This is a genomic window from Chryseobacterium arachidis (genome assembly GCF_900129245.1).
GTDB lineage: Bacteria > Bacteroidota > Bacteroidia > Flavobacteriales > Weeksellaceae > Chryseobacterium > Chryseobacterium arachidis.
In genome coordinates, this window is record NZ_FQUT01000015.1 from 18,325 (window position 1) to 35,869 (window position 17,545).

Genomic DNA, 17,545 nt, shown 5'->3' on the forward strand with positions numbered 1-17,545 from the left:
GTGTATGATAAATTTAATATTAATTTTATTTAAATCTATAACCTACACCAGCTTGTAAAAAACCGATTTTAGTATCAAAACCTCCTTTATTTATTTTAATAAAATTAAAGTGATATCGTGCATCTACGAAGAAATTATCATCAATTTTATATTCCGCTCCTAAAAAAGGAAATAGATTTAATGTTTTTACATTCTCATAATCGTGGGAAGTAGCTCCGTTTACAACCTGTTCTGTTTTTACCTTTTCAGACAAATTGATCCCAAAATTCATACCCGCTGAAGCAGATAAATTAGGAATAAAATAATATTTAACAGAAACCGGGATCTGAATTTGGGTAAGCTGATAATCAAACTGTATATTTCCTCTTTCTATAACTCCGGAATCTGTAAAATCTACTACAGGAAAATCTTGCTTTCCGCCAATCTGAGTGTAAAGTGCTTCAGCCTGAACGCTTACTTTAGTGGAAATCGGTTGTTCCACAACAATTCCCGCATAGAAATATGATTTTGAATTGTATTTTTCGTCAAAAAATTTCATATGGGATAAAGAATATCCTCCTTTTACGCCAAAGCTTATTTTTGAATCTGTAGAAGTTTTTGAATCGGTGTTTGTTGGTTCCTGTGTTGTTGTCTGTGCATTTGCTATAGTTGAAACGGCTAATGATAGAACAAATAAAAAGTTCTTTTTCATAATTTAAATTTGATGGTTTTAATTTTTAATGACAATAAAAAAGCACACGAAAAGTGTACTTTATATGTTTGATAAATGTGATTACATTTTACCCATGAAGCTGTTTCCAGATCGCATCCTTCAATTCTACAAGACCTTCTCCTGTAACACCAGAGAAAAACAGAGGTTGTTTATTTTCAGGGAATTCTGCAGCGATTTCTTTCTTTAATTCATCATCCAAAAGATCCGCTTTTGAAATAGAAATAATGAAATCTTTATCCAGTAATTCAGGATTGTATTCTTTCAGTTCATTTTCTAAAATTTTAAACTCCTGGAAATGATCTTCAGAATCTGCCGGAATCAAAAATAATAAGATTGAATTTCTTTCAATATGCCGTAAGAACCTGTGTCCTAAACCTTTACCTTCTGCAGCGCCTTCAATAATTCCCGGAATATCTGCCATTACAAAAGATTTATAATTTCTGTAATCTACAATTCCTAAGTTAGGGGTTAAAGTGGTAAATGCGTAATCGGCAATTTTCGGTTTTGCAGCTGAAACAGCTGATAAAAGGGTGGATTTTCCAGCATTTGGGAAACCGACAAGACCTACATCAGCCAAAATTTTAAGCTCAAAAATTACATAACCTTCCTGACCTTCCATTCCCGGTTGTGCAAATCTTGGTGTTTGGTTGGTAGAAGATTTAAAATGCTCATTTCCTTTTCCTCCCATTCCGCCTTCCATCAGGATGATTTCCTGTCCGTCTTCTAAAATTTCACCGATGATTTCTCCATCTTCATTTTTGGCAATAGTCCCGATCGGAACTTCAATATAAACATCAGCTCCGTAAGCTCCGGTCAACTGGTTTTTTCCTCCGTTTTCACCACGTTCCGCTTTTACGTGACGCGTGTAACGAAGAGGAAGTAAAGTCCATTCATTGCCGTTTCCTTTCATGATGATGTGTCCGCCGCGACCTCCGTCACCTCCATCAGGACCACCTTTAGGAATATACTTTTCACGGCGAAGATGCGCAGAACCTGCACCTCCGTGACCGCTTTTACAATGAATCTTTACGTAATCTACAAAATTTGACATTTCTTCTAATTATGAGTTATGAGTTATGAATTATGAGTATGAATTTAAAACTTATAACTCATCACTCATAACTTTTAACTATTTTACTTTTTCTACTTCAGCGAAAAGCTTTTCAGAAATCTCGTTGATGTCTCCAACACCGTTGATCTCTACATATTTACCTTGTTGTTTATACAATTCGGCAACTTCTGCTGTTTTTGCGTAGTATTCTTTTATTCTGTTTTCAATGATTTCTACATTGCTGTCGTCTGATCTTCCGCTGATTTCTCCTCTTTTTAATAGTCTTTCCACCAAAATAGTATCTTCCACTACCAAAGAAAGGCAAACGTCGATCTCATCGTTTAATTCTTCTTTTACGATCTTTTCCAAAGCCTCTGTCTGAACAGCGGTTCTTGGATATCCGTCGAAGATAAATCCTGCAGCATCCGTCGGTTTTCTGATTTCATCAATCAGCATATCTGTCGTTACCTGATCCGGAACCAATTCTCCTTTATCGATGTAAGATTTAGCCAGTTTCCCAAGTTCAGTATCATTTTTCATGTTGAATCTGAAAAGATCACCTGTTGAGATTTGCTTTAAATTGAATTTCTCGATTAAGTTTTGCGCTTGAGTTCCTTTTCCACTTCCTGGAGGGCCGAACAGAACAATGTTTATCATAATGTTGTTTTGCTTATGGCAATTGGCAGCTTGCTTTTGGCTTTTTTACCTTTAGCTTATTTGCTTTTAGCCTTTAGCGTTTTTAAGTTATTATTAAATTTATTTCTTTATTTTACTTTTTAAGCTAACAGCTATCAGCTAATAGCCAACAGCGTTTAATGGTTGATTTGTCCGTCTTCTAATTGATACAAATTCGGTAAGTTTCTACCTAACTCATCGTAATCCAATCCGTAACCTAAAACAAATTTGTTTGGAATTTCTTTTCCGATATAATCCAGCTTGAAATCTTTCTTATACACTTCAGGTTTCAATAAGAATGAAGCAATTTTTACAGATTTCGGACGTTGCGTTTCATTAAAATATTTGAAAAGGCTTTCAACCGTATTTCCTGTATCCACAATATCTTCTACTAAGATGATGTGACGGTCTTTTACGTCCTTCGTCAATTCCATTTTCTGGTAAACAATTCCTGTAGATTCTGTTCCTACGTAAGAACTCATTTGGATGAAAGCAATCTCGCATTCTCCCGGATAGTGCTTCAAAAGGTCTGAGAAGAACATAATTACTCCATTCAAAACCCCGATGAAAACAGGAACTTCATCCTTATAATCTTCATAAATTTTTAAAGCCGTAGCTTTTACAATCTCCTGAATCTCGGCGTCCTCCAAATAAGGAACAAAAGTTTTGTCGTGAACTTTAATACTTTCCATAAAAATTTTAGTAGGCGGCAAAGTTACGGATTTTTGATGAAAGTTTTTTGAGGGCGTATTAGTTTAATAAAACATTCTCTATCAAATGTTTTATTAAAATGAAACAGATTCTTCGACAAGCTCAGCATGGCAACGTTAAAGCTATACTGTTTAATAAAGAACAATTAGGATTCGAGATGTCATGCTGAGCTTGTCGAAGCATTTTTACTGGTCATTTAAAAACGCTCAAAAATTCCCCTCCTTTGGAGGGGTAGCGAAAATTTCAAAGAAATTTTTGACGGGGTGGTTTTAAACGGAATAATTTCTTAGCCCAGATTGAAGCGACATCCTTTTGGGGTACGGCTGGAACGAAGTGGAAGCCGTACCCCAAAAGATACAGCGGAAAGCTGGAAAAGGCTCCTAAAAAAGAAAGGAAAATGAAAGCTAAATATCGGAAGTTTATATAATTGAAGATAATAGATTTCTCCTTCGTCAAAATGACAAATTTGGTGTCATAAATTTTTGAAATATAAAAAATCACTATCTTTGCGACTCACAAAACCCAAAACATCAGGATGTAGGATACAGTTTCTTTCAGATTTTTTAGACAATAACGATCGAAGTTATTGCAGTTTTAACTTTAATTACAGAAAGAAATCATGTTTTTTTTACACAATATATCCTTTGGGTTCCCAGCGGGGAATCTACTATTTAATTCAATTAATTTAACGATACAATCAAACTCAAAATCGGCTTTGGTCGGAAGCAACGGCATGGGAAAATCCACCCTGCTGAAAATCATGGCGAATGAAATGGAACCTTTAGAAGGCAACGTCAATATTCAGGGTGATTTATTTTATGTTCCTCAAATGTTTGGGAATTTTAATGATCTCACGGTCGCGGAATGCTTAAAAATCGATAAAAAACTCGAAGCGCTTCAAAAAATTACGAATGGAGAAGTGGATGAAATTTATTTTGAAACACTAAATGACGATTGGGACATCGAAGAACGTTGTCAAAATGCTTTACGATACTGGAAACTTGAAAATTTGGAATTAAATCAAAAATTGGAAAGCCTGAGTGGCGGACAAAAAACAAAGGTTTTCCTTGCCGGAATTCAAATCAATCAGCCGGAAATTATTTTGCTGGACGAACCGACGAATCATCTCGATTTGGAAGGTCGGAATCTGTTGTATGATTTTATTGAAAAAACGAGTTCAACTGTTGTAATCGTCAGTCACGATCGTACTTTACTGAATTTGGTCGATACAATTTTCGAATTGAGCAATCAGGGAATTTCGACGTATGGCGGAAATTATGATTTTTATGCCGAACAAAAAGAAATTGAAAATGAAGCCTTGCAAAACGATATTCATTCCAAGGAACGAGCTCTGAAAAAGGCGAAAGAAAAGGAAAGAGAAACGTTGGAACGAAAGCAAAAACTAGATGCGCGAGGAAAAGGAAAGCAGGAAAAATCGGGTGTAGCGAGAATTATGATAAATACGTTACGGAATAATGCCGAGAAAAATTCTTCAAAATTAAAGTCTGTTCATGCTGAGAAAATCAATGATATTTCCGGGGATTTGAGGGATTTGCGTTCGTCGGTGAGAAATGCGGATCAGATGAAGGTGAATTTTAATGATTCGAATCTGCATTCGGGGAAAATTTTGATTTCGGCGGAGGAAATTAATTTTAAATATAATGAAGAAAATCTTTGGAAAGAAAACCTCAATCTTGAAATCCGAAGTGGTGACAGAATTTCAATTAAAGGTTCGAACGGTTCGGGAAAAACGACTTTGATTAAGCTGTTGTTGGGAGATTTGCAGCCGTCAGTCGGAACCATTTCGAGATCGGATTTTCAGACGATTTATATTGATCAGGAATATTCTTTGATTGATAAAAATGCGACGGTTTATGATTTTGCCCAACAATTCAACGATAATGCATTGCAGGAATCTGAAGTGAAAACTTTATTGTCAAGATTTTTATTCGGAAAGGAAACCTGGGACAAAAAATGCGATGTTCTTAGTGGTGGAGAACGTTTGCGGCTTCTTCTGTGTGGACTTTCTATTAGCAATAAAGCGCCCGATATGATTATTCTTGATGAACCGACGAATAATTTAGACCTCCAAAATGTGGAAATTCTGACGAATTCTATTAAGGATTATCATGGAACTTTGGTGGTGATTTCGCATGATGGGGTGTTTTTGGAGGAGATTGGAGATTGGAGTGAGGTTTTGTTAAGGTAAAATAATAACCAACCTTTACCGTACTAGGTAAAGGTTGGTTATTTATTTTAATTGTTTTACCAAATTGTCAATATTACTTAATTCCGGTAATATTTGTATTTTTATTAAATTCAAAATAGTATTTCTATCAACCGCAGTATGTACTCTGTTTGATGCATGAGCGAATAAACCTCTAGTTGCTCCAAAAGAGTCCATAGTATTTAACCAAGTTGTATCAATTTGACTTAATTCAATACCTAAAGGTAATAATACTTTTAAAATATTAGATTCCTTCACACCATGGTTTTTATCAATAACTGCATTTAAATAATGAACAACAATTTTATTTATTCTATATGATAACTGCTTTGAATTAGAATCATTATCAAAATTTATTTCATGTCCAATAAAAGCTAAAACACTCTTTAAGCAATGGCTTTTATTTCTTCCTGAATTCCAAAGCCTGATTGAGTTTTGAATTTTTTCTTTTGCTATATCTTCTATAAATGCTTCAATTTCAGCATGTGATAATAGTATGAAACTTTTAATTAAATCTTGTTCTTTTTTTGTATAATTACCATGTATTTTTGTAGGAGGTAAAATTTCCCTTTCCAAAAATAATATTCTAGACTCAAGCTGTTTTAATCTTCGTGATTTAGCCATGAGTATAGTTAATTAATTCAAACCTATTTTCATTATTTAAAGTAGGAATATCAATTGTTAATTCTAAAATTTCAGATAATTTCTTTCCCCATATTGTAAGTCTTATATTTGTGTTTTGCAAGCTCTTTGTAGTGTGTTCAAATGAACTAACAAAAGCTCTATTATTTTCACATAAAGCTATAAATGCATTTTTTATTTCTTCTTTTTTAGTCATAGCTATTTCATATATTTCATTATTACTAAAATAATAAACCATTATATCAAAAATTGCTCTGTTAAAATTATTTTGAAACTTCTGATTTGCCCATTTGCTAAAGGCTTCTTTTTCTCCAAAAATATCAAAAGTTAGATTAATAGCTGTATTAAGATTCTCTGCGTCCTCAATAATTTCGTCTTCTCTATTATGCCAATTTTCATTGAGTATTTTTACAGTAGAGTCAAAAGCTTTTTTTAAATTACCTTCATAATTTGTTATAAAATATTTGAAACTAAAATATCGTATGACTAATTCAACATCACGCATTCTATAATCAGGACGAGTAATTCCTAAAACTCTTTTAATAGGTTGACTATTTATAGAAAAATCGTCAGTAAAATCGATGAACAATCCTGGGTGTAATGCTTGTCTCAATTCCTGAGGGCTTAATTTAATACTACCCGTATTTAATCTTAGAAATACTGTAAATAAAAAATCTTCATTTGGCCAATTTTTTATAACTGTAGTTCTAATCGTTTGATTTTGTAATTGATTTAGTATTTGATTTAATTCAGCATCATTTTCGATATCGCTATAGTCTTTCCGATTGAGTGATTGTAGGATATCTAGCCCTTTTAACTTAATAGGTGTAAAGTCATCATTTTCTTTTGAGAAAAATTGTTTAATTGTTAGTAAACGTTGTTTACCATCAATAACAATATATTTTCCTTTTTCATCTTTTTTCTCAGCTAATATTATTTGAGGTATTGGAAGCCCTAGAATTAATGATTCTATAAACTTACTTTTAGCTGTAATTGACCATGCATCTCTCCTTTGAAATTTTGGAAATAAATCTATGTTTTTTCTATTTAATTGATTGTTTATGGTCTCTGTTGTCCAATCAGTTCCCCAAATAACAGCTTGATCAAAGGAATCTATGTTCTGAAGTAAATCATCTTCATTTTCTATATCAAACTCTTCTAAAGTAATATTTTGTGGCATTATTTTTATTTTATTCAAATATATTAATATTATATATAATGAAAAACTGAAAAAATTTTAATAGACAATCTCAACCACATGATTTCCACCCCACCCAAAAATAAAATCCACCACAAATTTGCCCACCCAATTTTTTAAAAGTAATTTTGCATGAATCTAAAATAAAAGTAAAATATGTCAACTTACGTAGTTGTAGGTCTTCAGTATGGAGATGAAGGTAAAGGAAAAATCACGGATGTTTTATCGGCAAAATCGGATTACGTTGTACGTTTCCAGGGTGGGGACAACGCTGGTCACACGGTTTATGTAGGTGAAGAGAAATTCGTTTTGCACCTTCTTCCATCGGGAGTTCTTCAGTGCAAAGGGAAGTGTATCATTGCCAACGGAGTAGTGGTAAATCCTAAATCTTTCATTAAGGAGGTGAATCAGATCGAGAGCAAAGGCTTGAAAACTGACCACATTTTCATCAGCAGAAGAGCGCATGTCATCATGCCTTACCACATTCTTTTGGATACTTACCGTGAAGAAGAGCACGGAGGAACGCAGATCGGAACGACGAAAAAAGGGATCGGACCTTGCTATGAAGATAAAATTGCAAGAGTGGGTATCAGAATGATCGACCTTCTGAATCCTGAAATTTTAAGAGACAAAATCGAGAAAAACTTGAAAATTAAGAATTCTCTTTTTGAAAAATATTACGGAAAACCGACATTAGACGTTGAAGAAATTTACAACGAATATTTAGAAATCGGAAAACAGCTTCAGGACAGAATCGTTGATACGGAACTGGAATTAAACGAAGCAATCAGAGACGGTAAAAACGTTTTATTCGAAGGAGCGCAGGCTTTAATGCTTGATATTGACTTCGGAACATATCCATACGTAACTTCATCTTCTCCGTCAACCGGAGGAGTTTGTACAGGAGCAGGAGTTCCACCAACTTCATTACAGAACCTTATCGGTGTTGCAAAAGCATATTGTACAAGAGTGGGTAACGGACCTTTCCCATCAGAATTAGACAACGAATTAGGAGAAAGCATCAGACAGATCGGTGGTGAATTCGGAGCGACGACAGGCAGACCAAGAAGAACAGGTTGGTTAGACCTTGTTTCTTTGAAGCACGCTTGTATGATTAACGGGATCAATAACTTAGTAATTACGAAATTAGACGTTCTTACAGGAATTGAAAACTTAAAAGTTGTAACACATTACAAAACTGAAGACGGAAAAATTATCGATTACTTCACTTCTTCAACAGAAAAATTGTACAACTACGAGCCAATCTATCAAGATCTTCCAGGTTGGAAAGAAGACATTACAAAAGCAAGAAGCTACGATGAACTTCCTGATACCGCTCAGAAATACATCGAGTTTATCGAAAAGTATTTGGGAATCAACGTTTACTTAGTTTCTGTAGGTCCGGAAAGAAGCCAGAACATTATCAGAAAAGAATTATTCTAAGGAATATTTTAAATAATTTAAAAGAGACTGTCAATTTTGGCGGTCTCTTTTTTTGTCATTGCGAGGAGCGAAAGCAACGAAGCAATCCAAAAACTATCAACCAACAACTATTATTCTCAATCATGTAAGCTTCCAGCATCCATCCTCCAACTTCCTTTCTTTTCAGAAGCTATTTCCCGCTTTCCACTATATCTTTTGCTCCGCTTCGCTCCGCAAAAGGATGCCGTTGCAATCGGGGCTAAGGGTTTTCGTCTGTTATTTCAAACAGGAAATAATAATAAACAAAATAGCCATTCATTAACTTCATCTCAATATTTTTATAATCAATTTTAAGAATTGATATGTTAAAATTGAAAATATTAACATTTTAATAATTTTTTGGCAAATATTTTGATATCAAAACATTGCTTATCGATAACAAGTGTGAAAAATAATAATTTCAATTTAACAGTTTAAATATTTTTTAGTGATGAAACACATGCATCAAAATCAAGAATTTCGATTTAATGAAGTCCTTTTCGAGCACCGCAACAAAGAATATGGTGCTTATGCTTTAAGAAATGAAGCGGATAGAATGCTCACCAAAGCATTTTTTGTAGGAGTAAGTCTATTGGCCAGTATATCTTTGGCGCCGGTTTTAATTAATGCTTTTAAAGCAGATCCAATAATTAAAGATACTTTTGATGATGGTACAAGAATTATTCATGAGGTACAAACTTTTGAAAAAGATCCACCAGTACAAGTAAAACCTCAGGTTGCTCCCGAAAAGGTAAAGACAATTGATGATAGATTGCCTGAACCTAAAAAGATTGTAACTAACGAGAAGAAGGTAGCTACTCCTGAAGAAAAGATCAATGCTGTTTCGGGTGTTGAGACTTCTAATGGAAAAGAGATTACAACACCAACGTATGTTCCTGCATCCGCAACAATTGGTACGGGCCCTGTAATTAATACAGTTCTTCCAAAAGTAATTCCTCAACCTATTGATAAACAGAAAGTTGAAACAGAATTGAGCGCAGAAGCTAGTTTTAATGGAGGAATTGAATCTTTCAGAAATAAGGTAATGAATACTTTCGATGGCTCTGGTTTTGATTCGGGCGATGTTATGAAAACAACCATTACGTTTATTGTTGAAATCGACGGAACAATCTCTGGGATTAAAGCAAATGGTGCAGACGCAGACTTTAATAACGAGGCAATCAGAACAATAAAAACGATATCTGCAAAAGGAAAATGGACTCCTGGAAAAAATAAACAAGGTGAATCCGTAAGAAGTGCTTTCAAATTTCCAATCTCAATGAAGTTTGATAATTAATAGATAAAAACAAATCTTGAATACTTATCCACAAAGAATTTTTTTTGTGGATAATTTTTTTTATAGATAAGATTCTTATTAACAGTATTTTAACTCAATTTTAGTTTTCTTGATTCATTGAGAGCAAAGAAAAAAGTGTATTTTTGAACATTAAAGTTCAAGTAATGGGAAAAATCATTGGTATCGCTAATCAAAAGGGAGGAGTTGGGAAGACCACAACAGCTGTAAATTTAGCTGCAGCATTAGGGGTATTAGAGAAAAGGATATTAATTATAGACGCGGATCCTCAGGCTAATGCTACTTCCGGATTAGGGGTAGAGGATGTTAGGTATTCAACATATAATTTATTGGAACACAGTATCGATACGAGAAGCTGTATTAAGAGAACAGCTACTCCGAACCTGGATATTGTTCCGTCACATATCGATCTTGTTGCAGCAGAAATTGAACTTGTTGACAAGGAAAATAGAGAATACATGCTGAAAAAAGCATTGGATTCAGTGAAAAACGATTACGATTATATCATTATAGACTGTGCTCCGAGTCTAGGTCTTATCACAGTAAATGCCCTTACAGCGGCAGATTCAGTTATTATCCCGATTCAGTGCGAATATTTTGCATTGGAAGGTCTAGGAAAATTATTGAATACTATTAAAAATGTTCAGAAAATTCACAACAAAGATCTTGATATCGAAGGATTACTTCTTACGATGTACGACAGCAGATTGAGATTGTCAAATCAGGTGGTAGAAGAAGTAAATTCTCATTTCCCGGAGATGGTTTTTGAAACCATTATCAGCAGAAATGTAAGATTGAGTGAAGCCCCAAGCTTTGGAGAAAGTATCCTGAATTACGATGCAGAAAGTAAAGGAGCAGTGCAGTATATTCAGCTGGCAGAAGAAGTTTTGCTGAAGAATGAGAAGTTAGTAAAGAATTAAAAAGCCTATACCGAGCGAAAAGCTAAAAACAATATATGAAGGACAAAAAAAGAGCGATGGGACGTGGTTTAGGTGCTATTTTAAGTGCCGAATCCAAAGCAACAATCAACTCTGCTACCGACGAAGGAGCAGATAAATTTGTAGGGAATATTGTAGAGATTGCTTTAGAAGATATTTATCCGAATCCCACACAGCCAAGAACTTATTTTGACGAAAAAGCATTAAACGAACTTGCATCATCTATCAAAAACCTAGGTGTAATCCAGCCGATTACTCTAAGAAAAGATGGTGAAAAGTTTGAAATTATATCGGGGGAAAGACGTTTCAGGGCAAGTAAAATTGCCGGCCTGGAGTCTATTCCTTCTTACATCCGTTTGGTAAATGATCAGGAGCTCTTGGAAATGGCTCTTGTTGAAAATATCCAAAGAGAAGATCTTGATGCGATTGAAATTGCATTAACATACCAAAGATTGATGGAAGAGATCGGTCTTACTCAGGAAAATCTGAGCCAGAGAGTAGGGAAGGACAGAAGTACCATTACCAACTCTATCAGATTATTGAGGTTAAATCCGGATATTCAGAATGCCATCAGAAGTGGTGAGATTTCTGCGGGGCATGGGAGAGCAATTATCAGTTTGGAAAGTGAAGAACATCAGCAGATTTTATTTGATTTAATTATTAAAGAAAAACTGAATGTTCGTCAGGCAGAGCAGGCTGCAACAGCTTTGAAAAATCCGAAATCACCTGCTGCCAAAAGAGCAAAAGCAGAGCTTTCTAACAATTATAAGAGAGCACAAAAAACGATAGCCGATATTTTAGATGTAAAAGTGGAAATTAAAACTTCCGGAACCGGTAAAAAAGGTAAAATTGTTCTGGACTTCAAAAATGAAGAAGAACTGGAATATATTTTATCTCATATTAAATAAATGAAAAAAATACTTTTCACATTTTTTCTGTGTCTGTTTGCATTAGTATACTCACAAGTGAATCCTAATGATACCATTCGGGTAGAATATCATCCGAAAGACAGCGTATCTGTGGAAAAAAATAATACGGCAAAACCGAAGACTGAAGCAAAAATTGTTTCAGATCTTGAAAAAGCGAACGGACCGATAAGGAAAACCTTAAAACTTAATCCTACAAAAGCAGGATTGTATTCTGCTGTATTGCCGGGATTAGGTCAGATTTACAATAAAAAATACTGGAAAGCCCCGATTGTCTGGGGAGCAGTAGGAGCTGGAGTTGGTATTGCAATCTGGAATGATAATCAGTATAAGAAATACAGAGAATATTATATTGCCAAGCTTAACGGAACCCCGAACGAATTTGTTGACGACCATCCGTGGCTGGATAAAGTAGCCTTGGGGAATGCACAGGATCGTTCAAAAAGGCAAAGAGATTATGCTATTGCTATTACAGGGCTGATTTATATTTTAAACATTGTAGATGCTGTGGTAGATGCACATTTATATGAAAGCCGCCACGATCCGGACTTGTCATTCAGCCCAACAGTCGTTCAGGATCAATATGGATTGACTCCACCCAAAACGGGTTTAAGTTTAAGTTATAGATTTTAAAATAATAATTAATAATGAATTCTGTTTTCCCAAATCATTGCGGACTTTGTTAAGTGAAACGCCTTTGCGATCTTAAAAACGTTTAGTAGTCAAGAAAAAACCTTTGCGATCTTTGCGTTAAAAAATAAAACGGAATTTAAATAAAAATTTAGGCTGTTAAAAAAAAGCAGACAAACAAATAAAATATGAAAATAGCATTAGTTGGTTACGGGAAAATGGGCAAAATTATCGACGAAATTGCCACAAAAAGAGGACATGAAATTGTAGCCCGGTTAAAAGAAACCCCAACTGCTGAAAACCTTAATAATCCCGATGTTGTCATTGAATTTTCTTTGCCGGAAGTTGCTTACGAAAACATCAAAACTTGTCTTGAAAATAAAGTTCCTGTAATTTGCGGAACAACAGGCTGGCTGGAGAAGAAACCCGAGATCGAAAAACTGGCTGTTGAAAATCAGACGGCTTTTTTATATGGCTCAAACTTTAGTTTAGGCGTGAACTTATTTTTTGCTTTAAACGAAAAATTAGCAGATTTAATGAAAAATGTGGATGAATATTCTTGTCAGCTAGAGGAAATTCATCACATTCACAAATTAGATGCTCCGAGTGGAACAGCGATTTCAATTGCAGAAGGAATCTTTAAACACAATCCAAAATTCGATGCCTGGAAATTAGAAGAAACCCAGGGGAATCAATTGGGAATCTTTGCAATCCGTGAAGATGAAGTTCCGGGGACTCATAGTGTGTTTTATAGAAGCGAAGTGGACGAAATTGAAATCAAACACACGGCTTTCAACCGAAACGGTTTTGCATTAGGAGCAGTTGTTGCGGCGGAATGGATTAAAGATAAAAAAGGAAATTTCACAATGCAGGATGTTTTGGGGCTTTAATTTTGTAACAAAATCCCTACATTGCGAACTAATTGTAAAAAATAGCGAGCATTAAAATATTACTCATTGCTCACTACCAATTACACATATTATAGATTAGGCACAAAAATTTATGAATTATTTTTTAACGTATACAGTTTATGTCCTTATTTTATCAGTATTGATGGGGATTTCCACTTGGAAGCTGTTTAAGAAATTAGGGTATAGTCCGTTATTCGCATTTATCCCTTTTTACAATTATTTCATTATTTTAAAGGAAACAAAACATCCGAGATGGTGGGCGATTTTATCGTATCTGCCGATCGTGGGACCGATTATGATGTCTGTTTTTCATTTGTATTTAATGAAAAAATTCGGTAAAACGCTTTTCAAGGATCAGCTTCTTACGGTAATTCTTCCGTTCATTTATATGGCAACGGTAAACTATGGAAAAGATGTAGAGTTAGAAGATGAGAACGATTTATTTTTAACAGACGAAGAAAAAAATGCAAAAAAGAAAGATTCTTTCCTGGGATCAATTACTTTTGCAGTTGTTTTTGCAACTATTATTCACGTTTTCGTAACACAGCCTTTCGGTATTCCTACAGGATCTATGGAAAGAACTTTATTGGTTGGTGATTTCCTTTTTGTAAACAAGTGGAGCTACGGATACAGACTTCCGATGCGCCCTTTGGCGATTCCTTTCTTACAAGGAACAATCATGGATACCGGAGAAAAAGGAAATCCTAAAGATGACCCGAAATCTTATGTTGATGGAGTGAAATTGCCATATTCAAGAATTTTACAATTCAATAAGCCTCAGAAAAATGATGTCGTTGTTTTCAACTATCCTCAGGATTCCGTACATACGGCGATCGACAGAAAAGATCCTTATGTAAAAAGATGTGTGGCTGCGGCAGGTGATACCTTTGAAATGAGGGCAGGAAGACTTTTTGTAAACGGAAAACCCGAGACAGTTCTTGGCGACCAGGAAGTTCAGCATGCTTACACAGTAAATACAGGAACTCAATTGGATATTCCAAGTTTATATAATACTTACGGATTCTTGCCTGTAAGAGAAATGCAGGGAGACAAAGGATTTGTATACATGTTCCAAGGTCTTACAGATAAAACGGCTAAAGAAATCAAAGCTTTACCGAATGTTGTAAGCATGGAAGAAAATATTTATCCAAAAGATTCAGCAACAATTTCTTATAAATTAAACGCCGATAAATCTGCTTACACGAAAAGTATTGATACTACACAATCTATTTTCCCGATCAACAAACCTTGGAATCAGGATTGGTATGGCCCGCTTAGAATTCCTAAAAAAGGTGATGTTGTTACTATTAATCAGGAATCTCTTCCAATGTATCAGTGGATTATTTCTGAATACGAGCACAACAGTTTAGAAAATAAAAACGGGAAAATTTTCATCAACGGAAAAGAGACCAACCAGTATACAATTCAGCAGGATTATTATATGATGGTGGGAGACAACAGAGATGCGTCTTTGGATGCGAGATTCTTTGGATTCGTTCCTGAAGAAAATATCGTTGGAAAACCAATGTTTACATGGATGAGTGTACAAGGGGCTTTCTCGGATGCAAGTTCTTCTTATCAGGCACCATTCAAAATCCGTTGGGACAGAATGTTTAAGGCAACCAATACGGGAGAAGCCAACAAAACTTCTTACTGGTGGATTGCAGCAATGATTCTTATCTTGTTCTTCGGTTGGGAATATTTCGTGAAATTATTCAGAAAGAAAAAAACTGAAGACGATTAATAAAATTAAATAAATTTGAAATAAAATGAAGTATTTGAAAAAATGCTTCATTTTTGCATTATGAATATGAAGAATGTATTATTACCGGTATTTTATTTACCGCCTATTTCATGGTTTTCGGTTTTTTTAGATGCTGAAAGCGAGATTTTATTTGAACAGTTCGAAAGTTTTCCTAAGCAGACTTATAGAAACAGAGCTAATATTTACGGTGCAAACGGGAAGTTATCATTAATCATTCCTATTGCTCATAACGGAAGCAGAGCGTTTAAAGATATAGAGATTTCTCATCGCGAAGACTGGAGAAATCTTCATTGGAAATCTATTAAAACTGCTTATCAAAGTTCTCCGTATTTTGAATTTTATGAAGATAAATTCAGAAAGATATTTGATCTGAAGGAAAAATATGTATTAGATTTTAATCTGAAAGCGCTTGAAATCGTTCAGCAGATTTTAAAAACAGAAAAGGCATGCTCTTTGAATGAAGAATATATCAAAATTCCGGAAGAAATTAATTTCAGGGATAAATTTTCAGCAAAAAATCCTTCAGAATTTGAAATGGATGAATATTATCAGACATTTTCGGATAAGCTCGGGTTTTTAAATGATTTATCTATTTTAGACTTAATTTGTAACAAAGGACCGGAATCGTTGACATATATTAAAAATATTAAACAATCATACTAACATGAAAAAGGTATTATTAGCTGCTGTTTTTTTAATGGGATTCGGATTCTCTAATGCCCAGGAAGCAAAAGCCGGTGTTGATCCGAAAGAGGATAAAGATCTTATGACTTGGTATCATAAAGATTTTGGTACTTCAAAAGTTTATGGTGTAAATACAGAGAATGCATATAAATTTTTAGAATCTAAAGGTCTTAAGCCGAAAACTGTTGTAGTTGGGGTTTTGGATAGCGGTGTTCAGGTAGATCACCCCGGATTGGCAAAAAATATCTGGACAAACCCGAACGAAGTTCCAAACAACGGAAAAGATGATGACGGAAACGGATATATTGACGATATCCACGGGTGGAATTTTATAGGGGGTAAAAATGCAGATATTGGTATCGATAATATGGAAGTAACAAGAGTGGTTGCCAAATATAAGCCGATTTTCGAAGGAGAAGACTCTACAAAAAACAAAGCGAATCAAGCTAAAATGCCTGAGGAGTTTGCAATGTATATGAAAGCTAAGGATCTTTTCACAAAGAAAAGTATGGAAGCAAGACAGGGTTTCCAGACATATACAATGATCAATGATGCTATTCCTACGATGGTAAGATTATTGAACGGAAAAGCCTTAACCCCTGAAAATGTAGCTGCAATAAAACCTACCGGACAGCAGGAAGCAATGGCAGTTCAGGTATTGGGCCAGGTTTCACAAAGCCCTGAATTTAAAGGGAAGTCTGCTGCCGAATTTGAAAAGTTAATGAAGGATCAGATCAAAGAAGCCTTAGATTATTTCGGTCCTCAGGAAAAGCAGTATAATCTGGACTATGATCCGAGAAAAGAAATCGTAGGCGATAACTATGATGATTATTCTGAAAAAAATTATGGGAATAATCATTATGAGGGAACAGATGCGGAGCACGGAACTCACGTTGCAGGTATCATCGCAGGTTTGCCGCAAGGAAAAGAAATTCAATACGGTGTCGCTTCTAAAGTGGCTAAAATTATGGCTGTAAGAACGGTTCCAAACGGTGATGAAAGAGATAAAGATGTTGCCAACGCGATAAGATATGCCGTAGATAATGGTGCTAAAGTTTTGAACATGAGCTTTGGTAAGCCGGTTTCTCCAGGTAAAAATGTAGTTTGGGACGCCTTTAAATATGCTCAGGACAAAGGAGTTCTTTTGGTAAAAGCTGCGGGTAATGAAAATGAAGATGTTGCAGAACATTTAGCATATCCTACAAACTTTAAAAATGTAACAGACGAAAAACCATTTGTTGATAACGTCTTAGTAGTAGGAGCAAGCACCAATAAAAATGATGCCTTGAGAGCAAGCTTCTCTAACTATAACAAAAAAATGGTGAATGTTTTCGCACCGGGTGAAGAAATCTATTCTACCGTTCCTCATAATGAATACAAATATTTACAGGGAACTTCAATGGCTTCTCCGGTTGTAGCAGGTGCCGCGGCTGTTTTATTGGCATATATGCCGACTCTGACTCCGGCTCAGATTATTGAATCTTTGGTGAAGTCTAGTAATGCAAGCACAACGAATCAGTTTGGAGATTATTCTCAGGCTGGTGGGGTGATTGATCTTAAAAAAGCAGCAGAATATGCTTATGCAAACTTTTACAACGGAAAAGCAGGTTCTGCGAAGAAGGCTGAAAAATCCGTAAAAAAGGCTGTTAAAAAGTAATATATCTTCCTGTAATTTAGGAAGAAACGTATAAAGTCCGAA

Annotated in this window: 16 protein-coding genes; 10 read left to right on the forward strand and 6 right to left on the reverse strand. The window is 35.0% G+C overall.

Annotation, left to right across the window (positions count from 1 at the left end; all coding sequences use genetic code 11):
* Nucleotides 1-25: 25 nt before the first annotated feature.
* The 4 genes from BUA89_RS19260 to BUA89_RS19275 all read right to left on the reverse strand — a co-directional run bounded on the left by BUA89_RS19260 (nucleotide 26) and on the right by BUA89_RS19275 (nucleotide 3,130).
* Complete coding sequence (locus BUA89_RS19260) at nucleotides 26-691, reverse strand: porin family protein (protein WP_072962498.1); 666 nt, start codon at nucleotides 689-691, stop codon at nucleotides 26-28.
* A gap of 88 nt (nucleotides 692-779) precedes the next feature.
* Nucleotides 780-1,763: a GTPase ObgE gene (gene obgE, locus BUA89_RS19265; protein ID WP_072962501.1), complete on the reverse strand. Its 984-nt coding sequence runs from the start codon at nucleotides 1,761-1,763 to the stop codon at nucleotides 780-782.
* A 78-nt stretch (nucleotides 1,764-1,841) separates the two neighbouring features.
* The gene (locus BUA89_RS19270) at nucleotides 1,842-2,420 is read right to left on the reverse strand and encodes an adenylate kinase (RefSeq protein WP_039364831.1); all 579 of its coding nucleotides are present in this window, start codon (nucleotides 2,418-2,420) and stop codon (nucleotides 1,842-1,844) included.
* A 155-nt stretch (nucleotides 2,421-2,575) separates the two neighbouring features.
* Nucleotides 2,576-3,130, reverse strand: coding sequence for a phosphoribosyltransferase (locus BUA89_RS19275; protein WP_072962504.1), 555 nt, complete (start codon nucleotides 3,128-3,130; stop codon nucleotides 2,576-2,578).
* A 638-nt stretch (nucleotides 3,131-3,768) separates the two neighbouring features.
* On the opposite strand from BUA89_RS19275, the gene abc-f reads away from it, so the two are divergent.
* A complete protein-coding gene (abc-f, locus tag BUA89_RS19285; protein ID WP_072962511.1) occupies nucleotides 3,769-5,358 on the forward strand; it encodes a ribosomal protection-like ABC-F family protein in 1,590 nt (529 codons plus the stop codon).
* Between the two features lie 42 nt (nucleotides 5,359-5,400).
* Here abc-f and BUA89_RS19290 read toward each other — a convergent pair whose 3' ends face one another.
* Nucleotides 5,401-6,000, reverse strand: coding sequence for a HEPN domain-containing protein (locus tag BUA89_RS19290; protein ID WP_072962514.1), 600 nt, complete (start codon nucleotides 5,998-6,000; stop codon nucleotides 5,401-5,403).
* Nucleotides 5,993-7,198 (reverse strand): DUF262 domain-containing protein, encoded by a 1,206-nt coding sequence (locus BUA89_RS19295; RefSeq protein WP_083531741.1) that lies wholly within the window; start codon nucleotides 7,196-7,198, stop codon nucleotides 5,993-5,995. The genes BUA89_RS19290 and BUA89_RS19295 overlap by 8 nt, the downstream gene beginning before the upstream one ends.
* 174 nt (nucleotides 7,199-7,372) lie before the next feature.
* On the opposite strand from BUA89_RS19295, the gene BUA89_RS19300 reads away from it, so the two are divergent.
* The 9 genes from BUA89_RS19300 to BUA89_RS19340 all read left to right on the forward strand — a co-directional run bounded on the left by BUA89_RS19300 (nucleotide 7,373) and on the right by BUA89_RS19340 (nucleotide 17,503).
* Nucleotides 7,373-8,659, forward strand: coding sequence for an adenylosuccinate synthase (locus tag BUA89_RS19300; protein WP_072962527.1), 1,287 nt, complete (start codon nucleotides 7,373-7,375; stop codon nucleotides 8,657-8,659).
* A gap of 478 nt (nucleotides 8,660-9,137) precedes the next feature.
* Nucleotides 9,138-9,974 carry an energy transducer TonB gene (locus BUA89_RS19305; protein ID WP_143152405.1) on the forward strand — a complete coding sequence of 279 codons (837 nt, stop codon included), beginning with the start codon at nucleotides 9,138-9,140 and terminating at the stop codon, nucleotides 9,972-9,974.
* A 164-nt stretch (nucleotides 9,975-10,138) separates the two neighbouring features.
* Complete coding sequence (locus BUA89_RS19310) at nucleotides 10,139-10,912, forward strand: ParA family protein (RefSeq protein ID WP_072962538.1); 774 nt, start codon at nucleotides 10,139-10,141, stop codon at nucleotides 10,910-10,912.
* Between the two features lie 35 nt (nucleotides 10,913-10,947).
* The gene (locus BUA89_RS19315) at nucleotides 10,948-11,838 is read left to right on the forward strand and encodes a ParB/RepB/Spo0J family partition protein (RefSeq protein WP_072962541.1); all 891 of its coding nucleotides are present in this window, start codon (nucleotides 10,948-10,950) and stop codon (nucleotides 11,836-11,838) included.
* A complete protein-coding gene (locus BUA89_RS19320; protein ID WP_072962544.1) occupies nucleotides 11,839-12,489 on the forward strand; it encodes a DUF5683 domain-containing protein in 651 nt (216 codons plus the stop codon). It begins immediately after the preceding gene.
* Nucleotides 12,490-12,674: 185 nt separating this feature from the next.
* The gene (gene dapB / locus BUA89_RS19325) at nucleotides 12,675-13,376 is read left to right on the forward strand and encodes a 4-hydroxy-tetrahydrodipicolinate reductase (protein ID WP_072962548.1); all 702 of its coding nucleotides are present in this window, start codon (nucleotides 12,675-12,677) and stop codon (nucleotides 13,374-13,376) included.
* 112 nt (nucleotides 13,377-13,488) lie between these two features.
* Complete coding sequence (lepB, locus tag BUA89_RS19330) at nucleotides 13,489-15,141, forward strand: signal peptidase I (protein WP_072962551.1); 1,653 nt, start codon at nucleotides 13,489-13,491, stop codon at nucleotides 15,139-15,141.
* Nucleotides 15,142-15,201: 60 nt separating this feature from the next.
* Nucleotides 15,202-15,825: a WbqC family protein gene (locus tag BUA89_RS19335; RefSeq protein WP_378128054.1), complete on the forward strand. Its 624-nt coding sequence runs from the start codon at nucleotides 15,202-15,204 to the stop codon at nucleotides 15,823-15,825.
* 1 nt (nucleotide 15,826) lies between these two features.
* Nucleotides 15,827-17,503 (forward strand): S8 family serine peptidase, encoded by a 1,677-nt coding sequence (locus BUA89_RS19340; protein ID WP_072962555.1) that lies wholly within the window; start codon nucleotides 15,827-15,829, stop codon nucleotides 17,501-17,503.
* Nucleotides 17,504-17,545 lie beyond the last annotated feature (42 nt).

Excerpts from the sequence above, each read along its gene's own strand:
- BUA89_RS19260 (WP_072962498.1), bottom strand. The coding sequence starts at position 691 with ATGAAAAAGAACTTTTTATTTGTTCTATCATTAGCCGTTTCAACTATA.
- obgE (WP_072962501.1), bottom strand. The coding sequence starts at position 1,763 with ATGTCAAATTTTGTAGATTACGTAAAGATTCATTGTAAAAGCGGTCAC.
- BUA89_RS19270 (WP_039364831.1), bottom strand. The coding sequence starts at position 2,420 with ATGATAAACATTGTTCTGTTCGGCCCTCCAGGAAGTGGAAAAGGAACT.
- BUA89_RS19275 (WP_072962504.1), bottom strand. The coding sequence starts at position 3,130 with ATGGAAAGTATTAAAGTTCACGACAAAACTTTTGTTCCTTATTTGGAG.
- abc-f (WP_072962511.1), top strand. The coding sequence starts at position 3,769 with ATGTTTTTTTTACACAATATATCCTTTGGGTTCCCAGCGGGGAATCTA.
- BUA89_RS19290 (WP_072962514.1), bottom strand. The coding sequence starts at position 6,000 with ATGGCTAAATCACGAAGATTAAAACAGCTTGAGTCTAGAATATTATTT.
- BUA89_RS19295 (WP_083531741.1), bottom strand. The coding sequence starts at position 7,198 with ATGCCACAAAATATTACTTTAGAAGAGTTTGATATAGAAAATGAAGAT.
- BUA89_RS19300 (WP_072962527.1), top strand. The coding sequence starts at position 7,373 with ATGTCAACTTACGTAGTTGTAGGTCTTCAGTATGGAGATGAAGGTAAA.
- BUA89_RS19305 (WP_143152405.1), top strand. The coding sequence starts at position 9,138 with ATGCATCAAAATCAAGAATTTCGATTTAATGAAGTCCTTTTCGAGCAC.
- BUA89_RS19310 (WP_072962538.1), top strand. The coding sequence starts at position 10,139 with ATGGGAAAAATCATTGGTATCGCTAATCAAAAGGGAGGAGTTGGGAAG.
- BUA89_RS19315 (WP_072962541.1), top strand. The coding sequence starts at position 10,948 with ATGAAGGACAAAAAAAGAGCGATGGGACGTGGTTTAGGTGCTATTTTA.
- BUA89_RS19320 (WP_072962544.1), top strand. The coding sequence starts at position 11,839 with ATGAAAAAAATACTTTTCACATTTTTTCTGTGTCTGTTTGCATTAGTA.
- dapB (WP_072962548.1), top strand. The coding sequence starts at position 12,675 with ATGAAAATAGCATTAGTTGGTTACGGGAAAATGGGCAAAATTATCGAC.
- lepB (WP_072962551.1), top strand. The coding sequence starts at position 13,489 with ATGAATTATTTTTTAACGTATACAGTTTATGTCCTTATTTTATCAGTA.
- BUA89_RS19335 (WP_378128054.1), top strand. The coding sequence starts at position 15,202 with ATGAATATGAAGAATGTATTATTACCGGTATTTTATTTACCGCCTATT.
- BUA89_RS19340 (WP_072962555.1), top strand. The coding sequence starts at position 15,827 with ATGAAAAAGGTATTATTAGCTGCTGTTTTTTTAATGGGATTCGGATTC.